This is a genomic window from Brevundimonas sp. UBA7507, from assembly GCF_002478355.1.
Classification (GTDB): Bacteria; Pseudomonadota; Alphaproteobacteria; order Caulobacterales; family Caulobacteraceae; genus Brevundimonas; species Brevundimonas diminuta_D.
In genome coordinates this window covers 349,807-368,580 of the sequence record NZ_DLNP01000013.1, presented here as the reverse complement: position 1 = coordinate 368,580, position 18,774 = coordinate 349,807, and the positions used below count along the sequence as shown (strand labels likewise).

Annotated in this window: 22 protein-coding genes; 8 read left to right on the top strand and 14 right to left on the bottom strand. The window is 64.8% G+C overall.

Annotation, left to right across the window (positions count from 1 at the left end; translation table 11 throughout):
• Window positions 1-4 precede the first annotated feature (4 nt).
• Window positions 5-1,678 carry a lysine--tRNA ligase gene (locus B3D50_RS09255; protein ID WP_286950905.1) on the top strand — a complete coding sequence of 558 codons (1,674 nt, stop codon included), beginning with the start codon at window positions 5-7 and terminating at the stop codon, window positions 1,676-1,678.
• A 524-nt stretch (window positions 1,679-2,202) separates the two neighbouring features.
• Complete coding sequence (locus B3D50_RS09250) at window positions 2,203-2,682, top strand: SH3 domain-containing protein (RefSeq protein ID WP_286950903.1); 480 nt, start codon at window positions 2,203-2,205, stop codon at window positions 2,680-2,682.
• 66 nt (window positions 2,683-2,748) lie between these two features.
• Here the strand turns inward: B3D50_RS09250 and B3D50_RS09245 are convergent, their stop codons facing one another.
• The 5 genes from B3D50_RS09245 to B3D50_RS09225 form a co-directional block, all read right to left on the bottom strand.
• Window positions 2,749-3,207: a S24 family peptidase gene (locus B3D50_RS09245; protein WP_313413716.1), complete on the bottom strand. Its 459-nt coding sequence runs from the start codon at window positions 3,205-3,207 to the stop codon at window positions 2,749-2,751.
• Window positions 3,208-3,444: 237 nt separating this feature from the next.
• A complete protein-coding gene (locus B3D50_RS09240) occupies window positions 3,445-3,879 on the bottom strand; it encodes a hypothetical protein (RefSeq protein ID WP_269297533.1) in 435 nt (144 codons plus the stop codon).
• Window positions 3,880-3,971: 92 nt separating this feature from the next.
• Window positions 3,972-4,319, bottom strand: coding sequence for a hypothetical protein (locus tag B3D50_RS09235; protein WP_269297531.1), 348 nt, complete (start codon window positions 4,317-4,319; stop codon window positions 3,972-3,974).
• 111 nt (window positions 4,320-4,430) lie between these two features.
• Entirely contained in the window at window positions 4,431-4,838 is a 408-nt protein-coding gene (locus B3D50_RS09230) for a PaaI family thioesterase (protein WP_286950900.1), read from the bottom strand.
• Window positions 4,835-5,305 (bottom strand): PaaI family thioesterase, encoded by a 471-nt coding sequence (locus B3D50_RS09225; protein ID WP_286950899.1) that lies wholly within the window; start codon window positions 5,303-5,305, stop codon window positions 4,835-4,837. The genes B3D50_RS09230 and B3D50_RS09225 overlap by 4 nt, the downstream gene beginning before the upstream one ends.
• A gap of 72 nt (window positions 5,306-5,377) precedes the next feature.
• Between B3D50_RS09225 and B3D50_RS09220 the strand changes: the two genes are divergently transcribed.
• Window positions 5,378-6,412, top strand: a complete 1,035-nt coding sequence (locus tag B3D50_RS09220) for a ligase-associated DNA damage response exonuclease (RefSeq protein ID WP_286950898.1) — start codon at window positions 5,378-5,380, stop codon at window positions 6,410-6,412.
• A gap of 6 nt (window positions 6,413-6,418) precedes the next feature.
• On the opposite strand, the gene B3D50_RS09215 is transcribed toward B3D50_RS09220, so the two are convergent.
• Entirely contained in the window at window positions 6,419-8,011 is a 1,593-nt protein-coding gene (locus B3D50_RS09215) for a response regulator (protein ID WP_286950896.1), read from the bottom strand.
• 205 nt (window positions 8,012-8,216) lie between these two features.
• Here B3D50_RS09215 and queC point away from each other — a divergent pair, with 205 nt between their 5' ends.
• Window positions 8,217-8,924 (top strand): 7-cyano-7-deazaguanine synthase QueC, encoded by a 708-nt coding sequence (queC, locus tag B3D50_RS09210; RefSeq protein ID WP_409516084.1) that lies wholly within the window; start codon window positions 8,217-8,219, stop codon window positions 8,922-8,924.
• A complete protein-coding gene (queE, locus tag B3D50_RS09205) occupies window positions 8,921-9,556 on the top strand; it encodes a 7-carboxy-7-deazaguanine synthase (protein ID WP_286950893.1) in 636 nt (211 codons plus the stop codon). The genes queC and queE overlap by 4 nt, the downstream gene beginning before the upstream one ends.
• 39 nt (window positions 9,557-9,595) lie before the next feature.
• Here queE and B3D50_RS09200 read toward each other — a convergent pair whose 3' ends face one another.
• The 5 genes from B3D50_RS09200 to B3D50_RS09180 form a co-directional block, all read right to left on the bottom strand.
• Entirely contained in the window at window positions 9,596-10,039 is a 444-nt protein-coding gene (locus B3D50_RS09200; protein WP_286950892.1) for a GNAT family N-acetyltransferase, read from the bottom strand.
• A gap of 192 nt (window positions 10,040-10,231) precedes the next feature.
• Window positions 10,232-10,495 (bottom strand): hypothetical protein, encoded by a 264-nt coding sequence (locus B3D50_RS09195; protein WP_286950891.1) that lies wholly within the window; start codon window positions 10,493-10,495, stop codon window positions 10,232-10,234.
• Window positions 10,496-10,591: 96 nt separating this feature from the next.
• Entirely contained in the window at window positions 10,592-11,287 is a 696-nt protein-coding gene (locus B3D50_RS09190) for a pirin family protein (RefSeq protein ID WP_286950890.1), read from the bottom strand.
• 86 nt (window positions 11,288-11,373) lie between these two features.
• Entirely contained in the window at window positions 11,374-12,459 is a 1,086-nt protein-coding gene (aroC, locus tag B3D50_RS09185) for a chorismate synthase (protein ID WP_286950889.1), read from the bottom strand.
• Window positions 12,460-12,470: 11 nt separating this feature from the next.
• The gene (locus B3D50_RS09180) at window positions 12,471-13,202 is read right to left on the bottom strand and encodes a J domain-containing protein (RefSeq protein WP_286950888.1); all 732 of its coding nucleotides are present in this window, start codon (window positions 13,200-13,202) and stop codon (window positions 12,471-12,473) included.
• Between the two features lie 115 nt (window positions 13,203-13,317).
• On the opposite strand from B3D50_RS09180, the gene pdxH reads away from it, so the two are divergent.
• The gene (gene pdxH, locus B3D50_RS09175; protein ID WP_286950887.1) at window positions 13,318-13,986 is read left to right on the top strand and encodes a pyridoxamine 5'-phosphate oxidase; all 669 of its coding nucleotides are present in this window, start codon (window positions 13,318-13,320) and stop codon (window positions 13,984-13,986) included.
• Window positions 13,987-14,002: 16 nt separating this feature from the next.
• Here pdxH and B3D50_RS09170 read toward each other — a convergent pair whose 3' ends face one another.
• Both B3D50_RS09170 and udk read right to left on the bottom strand, forming a co-directional pair.
• A complete protein-coding gene (locus tag B3D50_RS09170) occupies window positions 14,003-14,617 on the bottom strand; it encodes a TetR/AcrR family transcriptional regulator (RefSeq protein ID WP_286950886.1) in 615 nt (204 codons plus the stop codon).
• Window positions 14,618-14,704: 87 nt separating this feature from the next.
• The gene (gene udk / locus B3D50_RS09165; RefSeq protein WP_286950885.1) at window positions 14,705-15,349 is read right to left on the bottom strand and encodes a uridine kinase; all 645 of its coding nucleotides are present in this window, start codon (window positions 15,347-15,349) and stop codon (window positions 14,705-14,707) included.
• A 173-nt stretch (window positions 15,350-15,522) separates the two neighbouring features.
• On the opposite strand from udk, the gene B3D50_RS09160 reads away from it, so the two are divergent.
• Window positions 15,523-17,154 (top strand): long-chain-fatty-acid--CoA ligase, encoded by a 1,632-nt coding sequence (locus B3D50_RS09160; RefSeq protein ID WP_286950884.1) that lies wholly within the window; start codon window positions 15,523-15,525, stop codon window positions 17,152-17,154.
• Window positions 17,155-17,171: 17 nt separating this feature from the next.
• A complete protein-coding gene (locus B3D50_RS09155; protein WP_286950882.1) occupies window positions 17,172-17,852 on the top strand; it encodes a DUF1499 domain-containing protein in 681 nt (226 codons plus the stop codon).
• Here B3D50_RS09155 and B3D50_RS09150 read toward each other — a convergent pair.
• Window positions 17,849-18,766 (bottom strand): MBL fold metallo-hydrolase, encoded by a 918-nt coding sequence (locus B3D50_RS09150; RefSeq protein WP_286950881.1) that lies wholly within the window; start codon window positions 18,764-18,766, stop codon window positions 17,849-17,851. The genes B3D50_RS09155 and B3D50_RS09150 overlap by 4 nt on opposite strands.
• Window positions 18,767-18,774 lie beyond the last annotated feature (8 nt).

The window sequence follows — 18,774 nt, the reverse complement described above, 5'->3', positions numbered from 1 at the left end:
GTGCATGCTACAGAACCTCGAAACCCTGTCCCGTGAGGCCCGTTCGTGGCCGTTTGAGCAAGCGCGCAATCTGCTGGCCCACGTGCTCAAGAAACGGCTGTCGGATGCGGAGCGCGATGCGGCCAAGCTGCTGATCGACGCGGGCAAGACGGACGAGGCTCTGGCCACGTTTGAAGCGCTGAACCGGCCGGTGATCCTGGAGACGGGTTACGGCCCGTCCGGCCTGCCGCACATGGGCACCTTCGGCGAAGTTGCGCGCACGACCATGGTGCGCAACGCGTTTCGCGCCCTGACCGGCGACCACTGGCGCACGCGCTTGATCGCTTTCTCGGACGATATGGACGGCCTGCGCAAGGTGCCGGAGGGCGTGCCGAACCCCGAGATGCTGCGCGAAGACCTGCATCTGCCGCTGACCAAGGTGCGCGACCCGTTCGGCACGCATGACAGCTTCGGCGCGCACAACAACGCTCGCCTGCGCGCCTTCCTCGACAGCTTCGGCTTCGACTACGAGTTCATGTCCTCGACCGAGACCTATCGGTCGGGCCGGTTCGACGCGACCCTGCTGACCCTGCTGGAACGCTTCGACAAGGTCATGGGCATCATGCTGCCGACCCTCGGCGAGGAGCGCCGCGCCACCTATTCGCCCTTTCTGCCGATCAGCCCGATCACCGGCCATGTGCTCCAGGTGCCGACGCTGGAGCGCAACGTCGAGCGCGGGACTATCGTTTTCGACGACCCGGCCGGCGGCCGCACCGAGGTTCCCGTCACCGGCGGCCATGTGAAGCTGCAGTGGAAGCCCGACTGGGCTATGCGTTGGACCGCGCTGGACGTCGACTACGAGATGTCGGGCAAGGACTTGATCGAGAGTGTGCGCGAGAGCGGCAAGATCTGTCGCGCCCTGGGCGGCACGCCGCCGGAAGGCTTCAACTACGAGCTCTTCCTCGATGTCGAAGGCAAGAAGATCTCCAAGTCCAAGGGCAATGGCCTGACGATGGAGGAGTGGCTGCGCTACGGCACGCCCGAGAGCCTGAGCTGGTACATGTTCCAGTCGCCGAAGTCGGCCAAGAGCCTGCACTTCAACGTCATTCCGCGCGCGACGGACGATTATCTGTCCTTCATCGAGCAGTACAAGACGCAGGAACCGGCCAAGCAGATCGACAACGCCGTCTGGCATATCCACTCAGGGACTCCGCCCGAGAGGGTCTCGCCGGTGTCCTTCGCCCTGCTGCTGAACCTGGTGGGCGTGGCCAACGCCTCGACCAAGGAACAGTTGTGGGCCTATTTCGCCAAATACCTGCCGGACGCCACGCCCGAGAATGAGCCGGTTCTGGACCGGTTGATGGGCTATGCGCTGAACTACTACGAGGACTTCGTGAAGCCCTCGAAGACCTATCGTCTGCCCGACGACAAGGAGAAGGCGGCCCTGCTGGATCTGGCGGAACGTTTGAAGACCCTGCCGGCCGACGCCACCGACGGAGAGATCATCCAGGGCGAGGTTTACGCCGTGGGCAAGGCGCACGAGTTCGAGCCGCTGCGGGCTTGGTTCCAGGCGCTGTATGAAGTGCTTTTGGGCGCCTCGCAGGGGCCGCGTTTCGGTTCGTTCGCGGCCATCTACGGCCTGTCCCAGACAATCGAACTGCTTGAGAAGGGCGCTGCAGGCGGCTTGGTCGAGGGGTAGGGATTGAAAGTTTCGGGCCGCTGATCTCATCAGCGGCCCGTCTTCGTTCTGGATCTGATCAGGCGACGAAGACGGCCCCGACCAGGGAGGCTAGAGCCAGCATCAAGAGCAGACTCTCAAACGGGGACGGCAGCCAGATTGATCGGCGATGGCGTCGGCGGGTGCTGGGGACCATGATTTTCGCTCACATTCCATAATGACCTGCAGGGCGAGCTCAGCAGAGCCGGAGATCGGCAGCGGCTGGCCGTAAAGGCTGCGCCACAGCACATCCAGAGCCACGTCTGCTTTTCCAAGTGCGCCCATGGATGCCATAGCGCACGACAATGCGGCCTCTGCCCATCCCCCGTATGGGGGAGGAAATGAACAATATCTGTTTTTTCATACGAACTGGGGCGGGGCCGGAGCGTCAGGCGGCTCTGCGTCCGACAAGAAAGATGAACGGCACATAACGACAAGGCTGGGGGAGCCTTCAGCTTAGGCAAGGCATTCTCACTCCATCGACAACTCGATGACAGGAGAGCCATATGTCGAAGACCTTCAAGGCGGGTTTGGCCGCCACCGCCATGTTCACCGCGCTGGCCGCCGCCGCTGCGCCCATGACCGCCAGCGCCATGCCTCAGTCCAACGGAATCACCAACTGCGACGCGCCGGGCGGCCGTCAGCAGGCGGGCGCCGCAATCGGCGCCGTGCTGGGCGGTCTGGCTGGCAGCCAGGTGTCGAAGAATGAGCGCGCCCTGGGCGCCGTGGTCGGCGCGGGCGCTGGCGCTGCGGCCGGATCCTATATCGGCTGCAACCAGCAGCGCACGCGCGCTGCGGCCCAGTCTAACGCCAACATGTACCGCGCCACATCCAACCTGCGCATCCGTTCGGGCCCCGGCACGCAATATCGCCAAGCCGGCAGTCTGTCGGCCGGTCAGCCCTTCACGGCCACGGGCTCGCAGGGCGAGTGGGTGCAGATCGCCGGCGGCGGCTGGGTCAACGCTCGCTACGTGGCGCCGAACTGATCGGCGGATTTCTCCCCCGCGTCGATCGAATGCGAGGGCCGTCCCGAAAGGGGCGGCCTTCTGCTGTTATTGGCTGACCCACAGGATGCGGGCCATCCACCGTATCTGGTCGCGCGGCAGGATGCGCGGCTCATAGTGCGGATTGACCGAAGTCAGAACGACTTCGCGACCATTCAAGGCGGCGATTTCCTTGGCCAGGGTCTCGCCGTCCGCCGTGCGAACCACCACCCGGTCGCCGCGCCGGACCTCGGTAGCGTCTAGGTCGACGATGACCCGGTCGCCTGGCCGATATACCGGCTCCATGGAGTCGCCGTCGATAGTCAGACTGAACAGACTGTCTTTGTGGGCAGGCAGTTCGGTCTGATCCCAGCCTTCCGCCATAGGCAGGCCGGCATCGTCGAAGAAGCCCTCGTCTCCCGCGCGAGCGAGGCCCAGAAGCGGTATGGCGCGAGGGTGCGGCGCGGCGTCATCCGCAAGTGCGGCGAACTCGCCCAGACTTAGACCGCTCGCCTGAAGCACGCGCATCAGGCTTTCCGTCGAAGGCCAGCGGGGGCGAGGAGGCTGGCCGGGCCCTAGCCGCTTGGAGGGATTAAAGCTGGTGGCGTCCAAGCCAGCGCGTCGCGCCAGACCCGAAGCCGAAACGCCCTCTCGTCGCGCCAGAGCGTCGATAGCCTTCCAAATTTGGGCGTGGGACAAGGGCAATGGCGCACGTTCCAAGAAACTCGAGCCGTCAGTCTACTTGGACGAAATAGGAATATCTACCTATGAAATTTCTACGCCTGCCGCACGACGCTCTTGCCAGGCGAAAAAGGTTCCAACGCCCAAGGCGATGATGATGCCGTATCCCGCCATGTTGACGACTGTGTAGAAGGCGGAAATTTCAGGCCGCAATTTCATGAGAACCATGACATGGCTGGCGACGGACAAGAGTTGGAAAGCGCTGGCCCACACGGGCCAAGTTCTGGGAGCTTTCCAAGCTAGAGCCACAAAAGCCGCCAAGGCGATCAGGTCGATCAGCAGTACCGGCCATTGGGTGGCGACATAACCCAAATAGCGTTGAGCCAATATCGAAAGGAACCACCCGCATAGAACGACGATCGCGCCTATCCGTTCTGGATGGCCTCCCTTCGTCAGCGCAAAAAAGCACACGATCAGGACGCTTGCCGCGCCTATGTAGCCTGCGATAAACTCAAACAACGAAAGGCCCCCATCGCCTCTAAAACGATGGGGGCCAAGCTACACCAAGCTAGTTTGAAGCCGGATAGCTGATACGTAATATTACGCCGAATTCACGCCACGCGCAGGTGGCGCTCTTGGCTGCCCATGGGGCGGCTATCCCATTCATTGGGCTTGTCGAGCGGACCCAGGGCGTAGGTGCCGTAGCCGAGACGACGATGGTCCTTCTCGAGTTCGGCGTGGCACGCGATCAGGGCTTCACGAGCGGTGCTGAGAGCGGCGATGGCTTCCATGGCCTTGGTCTGGGAGCCTGCTGCGGCGACGGCCGAGAGCGACAGAGCCGCACGTGCGCCGATCATGGTCTGAACCAGGGTCGCGGCGTGGGCGATGGCGTCATCCAGCGCTTTTTCGGTGGCGTGCAGTTCGCCGGCGACACCGGCGATGACTTCGTTGCGATCCATGACTTAACCCCTCGTTGAAAAGAACAACGAGAAAAAGTTAACGCGTATTAACTAATTTGAACAGGGCTTTCTTTACAAAATTTACAATTGACGTTGCCGCACCGCCGCTCGTCACGCGCCTTCACTTTCGGGATCCAGCAGGAAGTGGGCGGTAAGAGAGGCTATCGGGTCTTGCCGGGCGTCCTGCCACGCTTCGGCGACCACATGGGCGACGCGGCGTCCGGCCTTGTTGATTCTGGCGCGTGCGTAGACGCCGATCGGGCGACCCGAACGAAGATAGGCCACGGTGACGTTGATCGGGCGCGGCAATCGCAATCTTGGATAGGTGAGAGAGACCTGGGCCATGGCCGTCATCTCCAGCAGGGCCGCGGTTGAGCCGCCGTGCAGAGCCGGCAGCATTGGGTTGCCGATCAATTTGTCGGCGAACGGCATGACGACGGTGATCTCGTCGCCGTTCATCTGAGTTTGAAGGCCCAGGAAGCGGGCGTAGGGCAGGCTGTCGAGCAGGGAGGCGGTCATGCGACGGTCCTGGATTTCAGGTTTGCGCCGGGGCGGTGATCGCCTTCCGCGCTGACCATATAGGCGGACTGGGCGGCGGCGACGGGATCGGTCGGATCATCTTCGAAGGCCCAGGCGCGCACGAAGGCGAGATTGCGCGTCAGGCGATAGCACCGCGCTTCGGCCAGCAGATCGCGACCGGGCGCGGCGGCGCGCATATAGTCGACGCGAAGATCAAGCGTCGCCACGGGCCGAAACGTTCCCAGCCCCACCCAGACGGCCAGACCGCCGACGTGGTCCAGCAGGGTGGTGACGAGGCCGCCGGCCAGGACGCCGGTCTCGGGATCGCCGATCAGATCATCCCGATAGGGAACGCGAATGCGGACGCAATCTCCGTCCAGGCCTTCGAAAGCGAAGCCCAGGGCGTGGGTGTGCGCCGCGCCGGATGCGAGTTGCGGCAATAGAGTCTCTAGGAACGAATCCGTCATCGAGGCGTCCTGTGTTGCGTCTCGTCTTGGTCGCCCGTCAGGGGCGTCCTTGTCCAGCGAGCGGATAGATTGATGATCCGACCTCAAGATCTTCTGAGGCCCACGCCAGCCGGTCTCTACTGCCCGATTGGCGATTTCTATGTGGATCCCGTGCGTCCGGTGGATCGGGCGGTGATCACGCACGGCCATTCTGATCATGCGCGGCCGGGGCATGGCTCCGTACTGGCGACGCCTGAGACCCTGGCCATCATGGCTGAACGATACGGACCTGACTTCGCCGGACGGACGCAGCCCGCCGCTTACGGAGAAACGACGCAGGTCAACGGCGTGGCGGTGCGCTTTGCGCCCGCGGGGCATGTGCTGGGCTCGGCTCAGGCCGTCATCGAGCGAGACGGCCTGACCATGGTGGTGTCCGGCGACTATAAACGGCGACGCGATCCGACCTGCCTGCCGTTCGAGCCGGTTCGCTGTCATGTGTTCATCTCGGAAGCGACGTTCGGTCTGCCGGTCTTTGTTCATCCGTCGGACGAGGAGGAGATCGCGCGCCTGGTTCATTCTCTGGCGCAGTTTCCTGAGCGCGCCCACCTGGTCGGGGCCTACGCCTTGGGCAAGGCGCAGCGGGTGATCCGCCTGCTACGCGAGGCGGGCTGGGACCGGACCATTCATGTTCACGGCGCGCTTGAGCGTCTGAACCGCCTTTATCAGAACGAAGGGATCGACCTGGGATCGCTGGCTCCCGCCACGGGGCTGAAGGCTGGGGCCTTGGGCGGCGAGGTGGTGATTGCGCCGCCTTCGGCCATTCAAGACCGCTGGGCGCGCCGGTTCGCTGATCCGGTGACCGCCTTCGCCTCAGGGTGGATGGGCGTGAAGGCGCGAGCGCGTCAAAGGGGCGTGGAGCTGCCCCTGGTCATTTCGGATCATGCGGACTGGCCCGAACTGATCCAGACCTTTGAAGAGCTGGTGCCGGAAGAAATCTGGATCACGCACGGGCGCGAGGAAGGCCTGCTGCGCTGGGCGGAGTTGAAGGGAGTGAAGGCGCGCGCCCTGCGTCTTGTCGGCTATGACGAGGACGATGAAGAAACGCTGGGCGAGCCGGCGATGGCTTGATCGCCTTCAGGCGACGTCTCGCGCCCGCGCAGGGGCGGCGTTCGCCGGTTCCAGCGCGGTGTTCATGGCTAGGCGCAGGCGTTCCGGCTTGATGGGCTTCTCCACCACGGCCGCCATGCCGGCGGCCAGATAGGCCTTGGCGTCGTCCGGGTCGGCATTGGCGGTCAGGGCGATGATCGGAATGTCGCGCTGAGGGCCGTCGAGGGCGCGAATGGCGCGTGTCGCGCCGACGCCGTCGAGACGCGGCATCTTGATATCCATCAGGATCAGGTCGAAGGGGCGCGACTGGACGGCTTCGACCGCTTCCTGACCATCTTCGACGGTCTCGGAGGTGCAGCCGAACATCTCGCACAGGGCCTGGGCCACCACGCGGTTGGTGGCGTTGTCGTCTGCGATCAGCACATGCGGCCGCGCCTGAAGGTGAAGGCTATCCAGATCGGCGACGTTGGTCGGTTCGTCACGCTCGATGAAGGCGATCGGCGCCGACAGGTCGAAGGCGAAGGTGGCGCCGCGCCCGGTATTGTTCTCGGCCCAGATGCGACCGTCCATGCATTCGATCAGGCGTCGGCTGATCGCCAGGCCCAGTCCGGCGTCTGGCGCCGAGGGATTTAGCAGGCCGCTGGTGCGGCTTTCGTCAGCGGGACCGTCATCGCGGATGCGAGCCTCGATCTGCACGCGGTCGCCATAGGCGTGGGCCTTGAGGCTGGCCTCGACCATGCCGTGGCGGGCAAAGCTCAGGGCGTTGCCGATCAGGTTGTTGAACACTTGGCGCAGGCGGTCTGCGTCGACCATGGCCGCCAGTTCCGTGTCGCCTTCATAGCCGACCATCAGGGTGACGCCGTCCTGAGCCGCGCGCGGCGACCAATGGCTCTGCAACTCGTCCATAAGGGTGCGCAGAGGGGTGGCGGTTGCGCTGATCTGCAGTTCGCCCGCCTCGGCGCGCGCCAGGTCGAGGGCGTCGCGCAGGCTGTCCAGCATGTCCTCGGCGGAATCCATTATGGTCCGGGCATGGGCCTTGGCGGCCTCGTTCAGCGGCTGGCGATGCAGCAGCTCGGCCACGGCCAGCACCCCGTTCATCGAGGTGCTGAGTTCGCGGTTCAGCAGGCTCATGAAGCGGCTTTTGTCCCGCGCCGCAGTCTGGAGCGCGCGCTCGGCCGCGTCGGAGGAGCGGAGCTGCTCGACCAGGCGCTGGTTCTCGTGACGCTGGTCTTCATTGATGGCGCGCAGCAGCGCCACAGCCGTGCCGACGCCGCGATAGGCTCCGCCATGCGTGACGATGAAGCCGCGCATCAAGGCGCCGGGACCGCTCTTCAGGATGATGGAGGAAAAGGCGTCCACCCGAACGCCAGATTCGATCACGGCCGGTTCGGGGTCCATCACATGGACGACCTCGCGGGCTCCGTACAGGCTCTGACCCAGCGGGCCGGCCAGCTTCAGCAGGAAGTCTCCGCGCTCAATCAGGCCCATAGGGCGATCGCCGTCGACGACCGGTATCACCAAGGTGTCCGGTTCGCGCTGGAACCGCGCGAGAATGTCGCCGGTCATGGCGGTTTTCGCCACCGGCTCCACGCGGTCAGTCAGCACTTCAATCGTCGGCATTCGGCCGGCTCCTACTGAGGTTCTTTTACAATCTCAGAGAATCTTTTGCAGAAGGGTTAAGCCGCCTTGTTTATTGTCAATCTCGCGTCCTTTGCCGAGCCCGTCGCTCTGGCGTATAGGGGGCGACGTCCCATCTATCCGACCCTGGTTCCTTTTTTCGAATGCGCGCGGCCTGCGGGCCGACCGCAGGCTTGTCATGAACGCAATCGTGCAACACTCTGAAAAAACAGCTCTTGTTCTCTTTTCTGGCGGGCAGGACAGCGCCACCTGCCTGGCCTGGGCGCTGGAGCGTTTCGATCGGGTGGAGACCGTCGGTTTCGATTACGGCCAGCGTCATGCGGTCGAGATGCAGGCGCGCCAGTCTGTTCGCGAGGAACTGGTTAAAGCCCTGCCTCAATGGGCCGATCGTCTGGGTGACGATCATGTGGTCGATCTGACAGGCTTCGGCGCCATCGGCGAGACGGCGATGACGACCGAGCGCGCCATCGAGGCGGACGCGCGCGGCCTGCCGAACACCTTCGTGCCGGGGCGCAATCTGATCTTCCTGGTCGCGGCGGCGGCCCTGGCCGACAGGCGCGGGCTGGAAGTCCTGATCGGCGGCATGTGCGAGACCGACTATTCCGGCTACCCCGACTGTCGCCACGACACGATCCAGGCCACGGCCCGCGCCCTGTCCCTGGCCCTGGACAAGTCCGTGCCGGTCGAGACGCCGCTGATGTTCCTGACCAAGGCCCAGACCTGGGAGTTGGCGGATCAGATCGGCGGCCGGGCCCTGGTCGAGGCCATCATCGAGTTCAGCCATACCTGCTATATGGGCGACCGGACGCATCGCCATGTCTGGGGTTATGGCTGCGGGGCCTGTCCGGCCTGCGAACTGCGCGCGGCGGGCTATGCGCAATGGACGGCCGCATGACCTATTCGGCCAAGGAAGTCTTCCTGACGGTGCAGGGCGAGGGCGGACAGGCGGGCCGCCCCGCGATCTTCCTGCGCTTTGCCGGATGCAATCTGTGGAGCGGGTTGGAGCGGGACCGTGCAACGGCGATCTGCACCTTCTGCGATACGGATTTCGTCGGGGTGAACGGCGACGGCGGCGGCAAGTTCAAGACGGCCGACCTGATGGCTGACCATGTCGCAGGGATGTGGCGCGGTCGCGAAGGCGATCCGAAGCTGGTGGTCTGCACGGGCGGCGAGCCGCTGATGCAACTGGATACGCCGCTGATCGACGCCCTGCATGCGCGCGGGTTCGAGATCGCGATCGAATCCAACGGCACCTTGGTCGCGCCCGAGGGAATCGACTGGATCTGCATTAGCCCCAAGGCCGACGCCCCCGTGGTTCAGACCTCAGGACAGGAGCTGAAGCTGGTCTATCCGCAGTCCCTGGCTATGCCGGATCGGTTCGAGAGCCTCGACTTCCAGCATTTCTGGCTGCAGCCCATGGACGGCCCCGACCAGGCCGCCAACACCGCCGCCGCCATCGAATATTGTCTGACCCACCCGCAATGGCGGCTCAGCGTTCAGACGCACAAGTATATCGGGGTGCGGTAGGGCGAGGGCAGGGCGGCGAACCGCCCTGCCGGGATGGTCTTAGGCCGCCAGAAGCATCTGGGCGTTTTCGAACGGCAGGCCTGAATCGTCCGTCGCTCGCCGCGATTGCTCGCGGAAGCCGAGGGCTTCGTAGAAGCGCATCGCCTGATCATTGTCCGTATAGACTTCCAACATCAGCGTCCCTTTCAGTGAAAGGGCGTACGCGACCAGTGCGCGGCCGATCCCGTGGCCCTGCTGGTCGGGGGCGACAAAAAGGCCGCCGATGAAGCTGTCGAGCAGGCTGATGAAGCCGACCGGCTGACCTCCACGGCAAGCGACCCAGGTTTCCGCGCTGGGCAGGTATTGGCTCTCGATCAGGCCCTGCTGTTCGAGAAGGCGATCCTCGCCAATGAAGGCGTGCGCGAGGATCGAGGCTTGCAGCCAGATGTCCGACAACGAGGCCGTGTCGGTCGACGGGCTATAGGCACGAATGATCGTGTCCATGTGTGACATGTATTTTCCGCAGATAGATATGCAAACAGAGACTGCGCCGGATCAGGCGCAGGAAAAATCCCGCGTGGGCGGGCTTGATTGTGGGCTCTGCGCATAAATCTCCTTCTGCGAGCCGGGGCGGTTAGCAGGTGGCGAAAAGAGATTCAATGGAGTGTCGGCGAAACGCCTTGAAGAGAAGGGGACTTAGCAGTCCTTGCCCTGCCGCTGCCGTTGTTCGCAGCGGCGCTGTTCGCGTTCATGTTCGCGTTGTTCACGCTCGCGCTTGGCCTTTGTTTCCTCGTCCGAGGTGGTGACCGCGTCGAAACCTGCGCCGACGGCGGCGCCCGTCACCTTGGCCGCGCCGCCGACGACGGCGGCTCCTGCGCCGACGACGGCGCCTGCGACACAGCCCTGAAGCATCAAGGCGCCGGACAGACAGAAGGCGAGGGCGGTAAGGCGCTGGATCATGACGACAGTCTGCCGCGCCGCCTGCCTTCTGTCAGCGCGCAAAAGAAAGGGGGCGCTCTTTCGAACGCCCCCTGTGATCTTTCTATCAGGGTAGTCTTACAGGCTGTCGACCATGACCAGTTCGGCATCCTGCTTGGCCATGATGGTAATGGTCGACTCGTCGACGATGCCGGCGCCGTCGCGAGCGTTCAGCGTGGTCCCGTTGACCTCGACTTGCCCCACGGCGGGGACCAGATAGGCGCGGCGACCGGCGGCCAGGTCATAGGAAAGGCTTTCGCCCGCCTTCAGCGTGGCGGCCAGGATCTTGGCGTCGGCGTTGATCGGCAGGGCTTCGTCCGACGGATCGCCCGAGGCGACGACGGTGAAGCGGCCTGAGCGATCGTTCTTGGGAAACTCACGCTGGCCCCAGGACGGTTGAGCGCCCGGTTTGTCGGTCTCGATCCAGATCTGGAAGAGGGTGGTCGTCTCGTTCTCGAGATTGAACTCGGAGTGACGCACGCCTGTACCCGCGCTCATCACCTGAACGTCGCCCGCGCCGGTGCGGCCCATGTTGCCCATGGAGTCCTCATGGGTGATGGCCCCGGTGCGGACGTAGGTGATGATCTCCATGTCGGCGTGCGGGTGAGGCGGAAAGCCTGACCGGGCGCCGATTTCATCATCGTTCCAGACGCGCAGGCGGCCCCAGCCCATCCGCTTGGGATCATAGTAGTTGGCGAACGAGAAATGGTGCTTGGCGTTCAGCCAGCCGTGGTTGGCGCCGCCGAGGGTGTTGAAAGGTCTGACGTCGATCATGGTTCGGTCTCCCATCCGAGGAATGCTTGAAACCTAGATAGGATCGCCAAATCTTATTTGCAACTGTGTTTGTTTCTTATTGGACGTCAGCCCATCTGCGCGCGATGCCGCAGCTTGGCGTCAGCCAGGACGATGGCGGCCATGGCTTCGACCACGGGGACGCCGCGCAGGGCGACGCAGGGGTCGTGGCGGCCCTTGGTGCGGAGGTCGACCTCGGCCCCGTCACGGTTGATGGTCTGGCGCAGGGTCAGGATGGAGGAGGTAGGCTTGAACGCCACGCGCGCCGTCAGCGGCTGGCCGGTCGCGATGCCGCCCAGAACCCCGCCAGCCTTGTTCGACAGGAAGATGGGCTGGCCGTCGTCGCCCAGGCGCATCTCGTCCGCGTTGTCCTCGCCTGACAGTTCGGCGGCGCCGAAGCCAGCGCCGATCTCGACGCCCTTCACGGCGTTGACGGACATCAGGCCCGCGGCGAGTTCCGCATCCAGCTTGGCGTAGAGGGGCGCGCCCCATCCGGCCGGGACGCCCGTGACTTCCAGCGCGACGACGGCGCCGATGGACGAGCCCGCCTTGCGCACGCCGTCCAGATACCGCTCCCACGCAGGCACGACCTCGGTCGAGGCGGCGAACAGGGCGTTGTCGTAGACGGCGTCGAAGTCGACCGCTTCATCTGGGATTCTGTGCGGGCCCAGTTGGACCACGCCTGCGCGAATCCGCACATCCGGGCCTAGGACTTTGCGGGCCACCGCGCCCGCCGCCACGCGGCTGGCCGTCTCGCGCGCTGACGACCGACCGCCGCCGCGAGGGTCGCGCACGCCGTATTTGGCCTGATAGGCATAGTCGGCGTGGCCGGGACGGAAGGCGCGAGCGATCTCGCCGTAGTCCTTGGATCGCTGGTCGGTGTTCTCGATCATCAGGCTGATCGGGGTTCCGGTCGTGACCGGGCCGTCGCCGTCATCATAGACGCCTGACAGGATACGGACTTGATCGGCCTCCTGTCGCTGAGTGACGAAGCGGCTGCCGCCGGGCTTGCGCAAATCCAGCCAGGGCTGGATATCGGCTTCAGTCAGCGGGATCAGCGGCGGACAGCCGTCGACGACGCAGCCGATGGCGGGGCCGTGGCTTTCGCCCCAGGTGGTGACGCGGAACAGGTGGCCGAAGGTGTTGTGCGACATGATGGCGAGGCTTAAGCCGCCATCCGCTCCGGCGTCCAGACCCGAGTGAAGCGAAGCAGCATATCCTCGGCGGCCGAAGGCAGGTCGTCAGAAGGGACCAGCTTGACGAACAGGTCGCCGGCGGTCCGCTTGCCCCGTGCAGGCAGGCCGAGGCCGGGAAGGCGCAGTCGCACTGGCTCGACCATGTCCGGCACCAGCCAGGCGGCTTGTGGTCCGGCGTGCGTGTTGATCTCGATCCGTCCGCCGTCCCGCATCAGGCGCGGCGCGATGGGCCAATCCATGAAGAGATCCGCTCCCAGAACGGACAAGCCGTCGGCCGGTCGGATCAAGACGCGCAGCAGGGCGGGGCAGCCTTTCAGGCGGATACGGTCGGCGGTCCTCACGCCTGGAGGAACGTGGATCAGCAGGCGCCGCCCCCAGGCATTGACGATCACGCTGCCTCCGGTGAGCGCCTGCATCGGCGTCAGCACGATCAGAGGCGGCGGAGGAGAGGCGGTGCGCGCAGTGTGGACGCCTGGAGCCTCGGAATCTCTGCGTGGTGCGGGCAGGGCGCGCGTTTCGGTTTGCAACAGGCGATAGGCCGCGATTACGCGCCGGAACCGTTCGGCGTCGCCGCCGGGCTGATCCGGGCGAGAGGCCTTGATCGCGATGCGGAAGGCGGCGGCCAGAGCCTGCGGCCCTGCGGGGCCGTTGAGGCCGAGCAGGCGCCGAGCGTCCATGAAGGAGAGGCTGTCTGCGCGCATGGCGGCCACTGTGCAGGCCACATGGTCAAGACAGGGTTAACCTTATTTGCAAAGCTGACGCAGGATTGAACGAACGCCATGTGACGCGAACCGCCAGCGGGACTATAGGTCCAGCATGACCCAGTCAGTGATCCCCCCCAGCCCGTCTCGCGAAGACTATGCCGCCCAGCTCGAGGCGAACGCGGATGAAAGCCTGTTCGACCGGGACGAGCCTATCGCCCTGTTCGTGGAGTGGCTGGAGGATGCGCGAGCATCAGAACCCAACGACCCCAACGCGATGGCCCTGGCTACGGTCGATGTCGACGGTCATCCTGACGTGCGGATGGTGTTGCTGAAGGATGTCGATACGAGGGGGTTCACGTTCTTCTCCAATCAGGAAAGCGCCAAGGGCGGTCAATTGTGGTCCAGCCCAAGCGCCGCCCTGCTGTTCCACTGGAAGAGCCTGCGCCGCCAGGTGCGTGTTCGCGGCTCGGTCGAGCCGGTCAGCGTGGAAGAGGCCGACGCCTATTTCGCCAGCCGGGCGCGCGAAAGCCGAATCGGCGCCTGGGTGTCGGATCAGTCGCGCCCTCTGGCGGACCGGGCGACGCTGGAAACGCGGGTGGCGGAACAGACCGCGCGCTTTGACGGTCAGGAAGTGCCTCGTCCCGATCGCTGGACCGGCTGGCGGGTCAGGCCCGTACAGATCGAGTTCTGGCGGGATCGTCCTTTCCGCCTGCACGACCGCCTGCGCTTTGATCGGGCTACGGAAGATCAGCCCTGGCGCCGCAGTCGTCTGTGGCCCTAAGCGGTTTTGAAGCGGATCAGGCGGCGTAGCGGGCCAGAAAGGTCTCCACGGCGTCTTCGGCGATGGCGGCGGGCGAGCGGGCCGGTAGAACCTGGTCCCCGGTCACTGCCGGCACAAAGAACAGTGGGTGCTCCACCATGCCCATCAACTGGCTGGCGGCCCACGAAGGCTTGTGGAGATTCAACTCGCCCTTGGCGGCCATCTCGGCCAGGGCCGAGACCAACACTGTGCCGAAGTCGTGCTTGGCTTGCTCATAGAAGGTGGTCGCCAAGCTCTCGAAGCGGCGCCGCTCGGTCATGACCAGGCGAAAGATGGCCCTGACGAACGGGTCGCTGATGAAGTCGGCGTAGGCGGTCAGGAAGCTGTTCAATCTCGGCTGCGCCGGGCCGCTGCAGGTTTTCACCTTGGCCATGCGCTCGGCGAAATCTGCGGACGCTTCATCGATCACCGCCGCGAACAGCGCCGCCTTGTTTTCGAACATGGCGTAGAGGGTCGCCGTCGATACGCCCGCTTCGCGGGCGATCGGTTCCATCTTTGCGCCAGCGTAGCCTTCTTCGACAAAGTGCAGGCGAGCCTGGCGCACAAGGGCGTCGCGTCGAGGGTCGTCGAGGACATGGACCGAGACGGTCATCGGATTGTCACCAGCCGTTAGACGATGATCTTGCCTTTAATTTGCCACGATTGCAACGATCACGGTTAACGCACCCGATGAGGCCTGTTACTTCAGCCAGGGCTCGAGAAGGGGGTGGGCCAGAACAGGCGCGGCCAGACGCACGACGGCCTGGGGGTCTTCCAGACGCACGGCGGCGGTGGCGTCCGCGACGATGAAATCGGCATAAACCCGCGAGGGTTCCGTCAGGCGCTCGTGACCGGGGCGGACGGTGGCGAGATATTGATGGATCACCGATTCCGCCGTTCGTCCACGCTCCGTCTGATCGCGCAGCAGCCGGCGAATGAAGCGGATATCCGGCGGAGTGTCGACGAAAACGCGAATGTCGAACAGGGCGGTCAGGGCCGGCGTGCACAACAGGTGTGTGCCTTCGACGACGACGACCTGGGCGGCGGGCACCGGTTCGCCGCCCGGTTCGCGTCTATGATGAATGAAGGAGTAGAGGGGAGCGGTGACGCTGCGCCCGGCCTTGAGGTCGGTCAGATCGGAAATCAGCAGATCGTGATCGCGAGCGGCGACATCGTCAAAGTCATGCGTCGCGGCGTCGAAGCCCGGCACGGACGCCGCATCCAGATAGTAGGAATCCTCGCGCAACAGGGCGGCGACACCCTCCGGCAGCGAGGAAATCAGGGCTTCGGCCAGGGTGCTCTTGCCGGAGCCCGAGCCGCCGGTGATGGCGATCAATATGGTCATGGGCGGCTCATTCACCCGGATGCAGCCGGATGCAAGCCTTGATCGCGCGCTGAAACGGCGATCTGTCGCGGCCTGCCTTCCCTTGCGTCACGTTGCTTGTCGCTGTTCACCTGTCTTAGCGTGGGCGCAAGCGCCGCTTTCAACCAAGGCGCATAGACGAGGGAAGACGCCGAATGCTGGGTATGATGCAGGACTGGCCGTTGACGGTCGACAAGATCCTCGATCACGCGAAGAACTGGCACGGGGAGCGTGAGGTCGTCACGCGTTCGGTCGAGGGGCCGATCGTCCGCACCACCTACGCCGCCATCCATGAACGGGCGCGCCGCGTGTCGAACGCCTTGCTGGGCTGGGGAATCAAGCCAGGCGACCGCGTCGCGACACTGGCCTGGAACACCGGCAACCATATCGAGACCTGGTATGGCATCATGGGGATCGGGGCCGTATGCCACACCCTGAACCCGCGCCTGTTCCCCGAACAACTGGCCTACATCATCAACCACGCCGAAGACCGGATCATCTTCACCGACCTGACCTTCGTGCCGTTGCTGGAAGCCGTTCTGCCGCATTGTCCGACGGTCGAGCGCGTCGTCGTCATGACCGACGCCGCCCACATGCCGCAGGCCAAGCTGCCCAGGGCGGAGGCCTATGAGACTGTGCTGGAGCAATCGTCCAGTGATGTGACCTGGGGCGGGTTCGACGAGCAGACGGCTTGCGGCCTCTGCTACACCTCAGGCACGACGGGCAACCCGAAGGGCGTGCTGTATTCGCACCGCTCCAACTTCATCCATACGCTGCTGGGGATGCAGACGACGGTTCTGGGAGGCACGCCGAGCGAAGTCATTCTGCCCGTGGTGCCGATGTTCCATGCCAACGCCTGGGGCATCGCCTTCGCCGGGCCTGCGGCGGGCTCCAAGCTGGTCATGCCGGGCGCCAAGATGGACGGCGCTTCCATTTATGAGTTGATCGAGACCGAGGGCGTCACCTTCTCGGCCGCCGTGCCCACGGTTTGGCAGGGGCTGTTCGGTCACATGGTGGAGAACAATCTGAAGTTCTCGACTCTGCGAAAGGTGCTGATCGGCGGTTCGGCTTGCCCCGAGGCTCTGATCCGCGGGTTCCAGGACAAGTTCGGCGTCGAGGTGGTGCACGCCTGGGGCATGACCGAGACCTCGCCCATCGGCACCATCGCCAATCTGACGCCGGAGCTGAAGGCGCTGCCTTATGACAAGCAGATGGCCTGGCGCATGAAGCAAGGCACGCCGCCGCTGGGCGTCGAGCTGAAGATCAAGAACTACGGCGGCCAGGACATGCCGCATGACGGCAAGACCTATGGTCGGGTCATGGTCAAGGGACCGACTGTCGCCGGCGCCTATTTCAAGGGCGAGGGCGGCGATATCCTGGATCACGAAGGCTTCTTCGACACGGGCGATATCGCCAGCGTCGATTCCCACGGCTTCATGCAGATCACCGACCGCGCCAAGGACGTCATCAAGTCGGGCGGGGAGTGGATCAGCTCGATCGACATCGAGAACATCGCCGTCGGCCATCCCAAGGTCGCGCTGGCCGCCGTCATCGGCGCGGCCCATCCCAAGTGGGACGAGCGGCCGGTGCTGATGGTCAAGCTCAAGGAAGGAGAGGCCGAGGACAAGCAGGAGCACCTCGACTTCCTGCAGGGCAAGATCGCCAAGTGGTGGATGCCGGACGATGTGGTCTTCGTCGACGACATTCCTCTGGGCGCCACCGGCAAGATCGATAAGAAGACGCTGCGCGAGCGGATGAAGGACTATCAACTGCCCGCCGCCGGCTGACAGCGACGGAGGACGCCATGTCGACCACACGCCCCAAGGGCCAGCCTCTGGCCGTGATGTTGCTGCTCGTTGCGCTTCTGGCGCCGACGTTGTTGCTGGTCGCGGTCTGCGGCGCGCGGGTGGGCGTGTGGAGCGCTGATTTCAGTCTGGGCGTGCTGGCCCTGAAAGCGGGGCGGGTGCTGGCCTATCTGGGCTTGGCGGCCGCCCTGGCCGCCTGCCTGATGGCGTTTCGCGAGCGTCGACTGTTGGGGATTGCGGGAGCGGCGCTGGGGATCGCGGGTGTGACGCTGGGCGGCTATCTGGTTCAGGAGCGCCGTTTCACCGATGCTCCGCGCGATGTGGCGACCGATCCAGCGGAGCCGCCGGCCTTCGCGCGTATTCTGGCGGCGGAGCGGCGCCTTGCGGGCGTGCCCGAAACCCGGCCTCAGGCCTGTGAAGGATTGAGTCCCGCGCCGACCCAGGTCGCGCCGGAGACCGCCGCCTGGGCGCTCGAAAAGGCGGGGTTCACGGTTCTGGGCACGGCGCCTTTCCGTGTGGACGGACGCAAGGAAGGCGCGTGGTTCGGCCTGACTCATGATGTCACTGTCCGGATTCGTCCTGGCCGCACCGACGTTCGCGTCGCCGGGCGCGACAACCTTCAGGTCGGGGATGAGGCTTGTCGTCTCGCCAAGGCGGTCGTCGCAGAGCTGACCCCTTAAAGGGCTGGATCGGTCAGTCGCCAACTGGCGGCCATCTCTGGCTGAGGGGATGCCTGGACGCGTCCCTCATTCGCCAGCTTGATCAGGTGGGCGAGCACAGAAAGGCTGGCGGCGGGCCACAGTCGCGGATCGACGGCGGCGTATAGGGCGGGCACCATGTCTGCGATCATCTGGTCGCCTGACGCGAGCCGAGCCATGATCTGGGCCTCACGCTCCAGCCTGTGGTCGCGATAGGCCTTCAGGAAGGGGGCGACCTGGGTGATCGCCGGGCCGTGCGTCGGCCATATCGTCGAGAAACCACGCGCGAGGACGGCGTCCAAGCTGTTCATGTAATCGGCCATATCGCCGTCCGGCGGAGCCACCACTGTGGTCGACCAACCCATCACATGATCGCCGCTGAACAGGGCGTTCTCCTGTCGCAGCGCGAAGGCCATATGGTTGGAGGCGTGTCCAGGCGTGGCCATGGCTTCCAGCGTCCACCCGTCGCCCTCGATCCATTCGCCTCCGGCTAGGAGCACATCGGGGCGGAAGTCGGCGTCATCGTCCTCATCCAGCGCGGCTGAGACATGCAGGGGCCGCTCAGGCGGTCGAGCCGCCAGGATCGGCGCGCCGCCGACGGCCTCGGCCAGCGAGCGGGCGAGGGGGGCGTGGTCGCGATGGGTGTGCGTCACAAGGATGTGGCTGACCACGCGGCCTTCAATGGCGCGCAGCAAGGCCGAAAGATGAGCGTCATCGTCCGGTCCGGGATCAATCACTGCCACTTCGGCGGCCGGCAAGCTGCGTCCGACGATATAGGTTCCTGTACCTGTGAAGGTGAATGGACCCGGATTGTCGGCGATCACGCGTTGAATCAACGGGGAGACCTGATCGCGTCGCCCGTAGGCGAAGTCGAACTGACGGAGATAGGGGATCATGGCCAGCC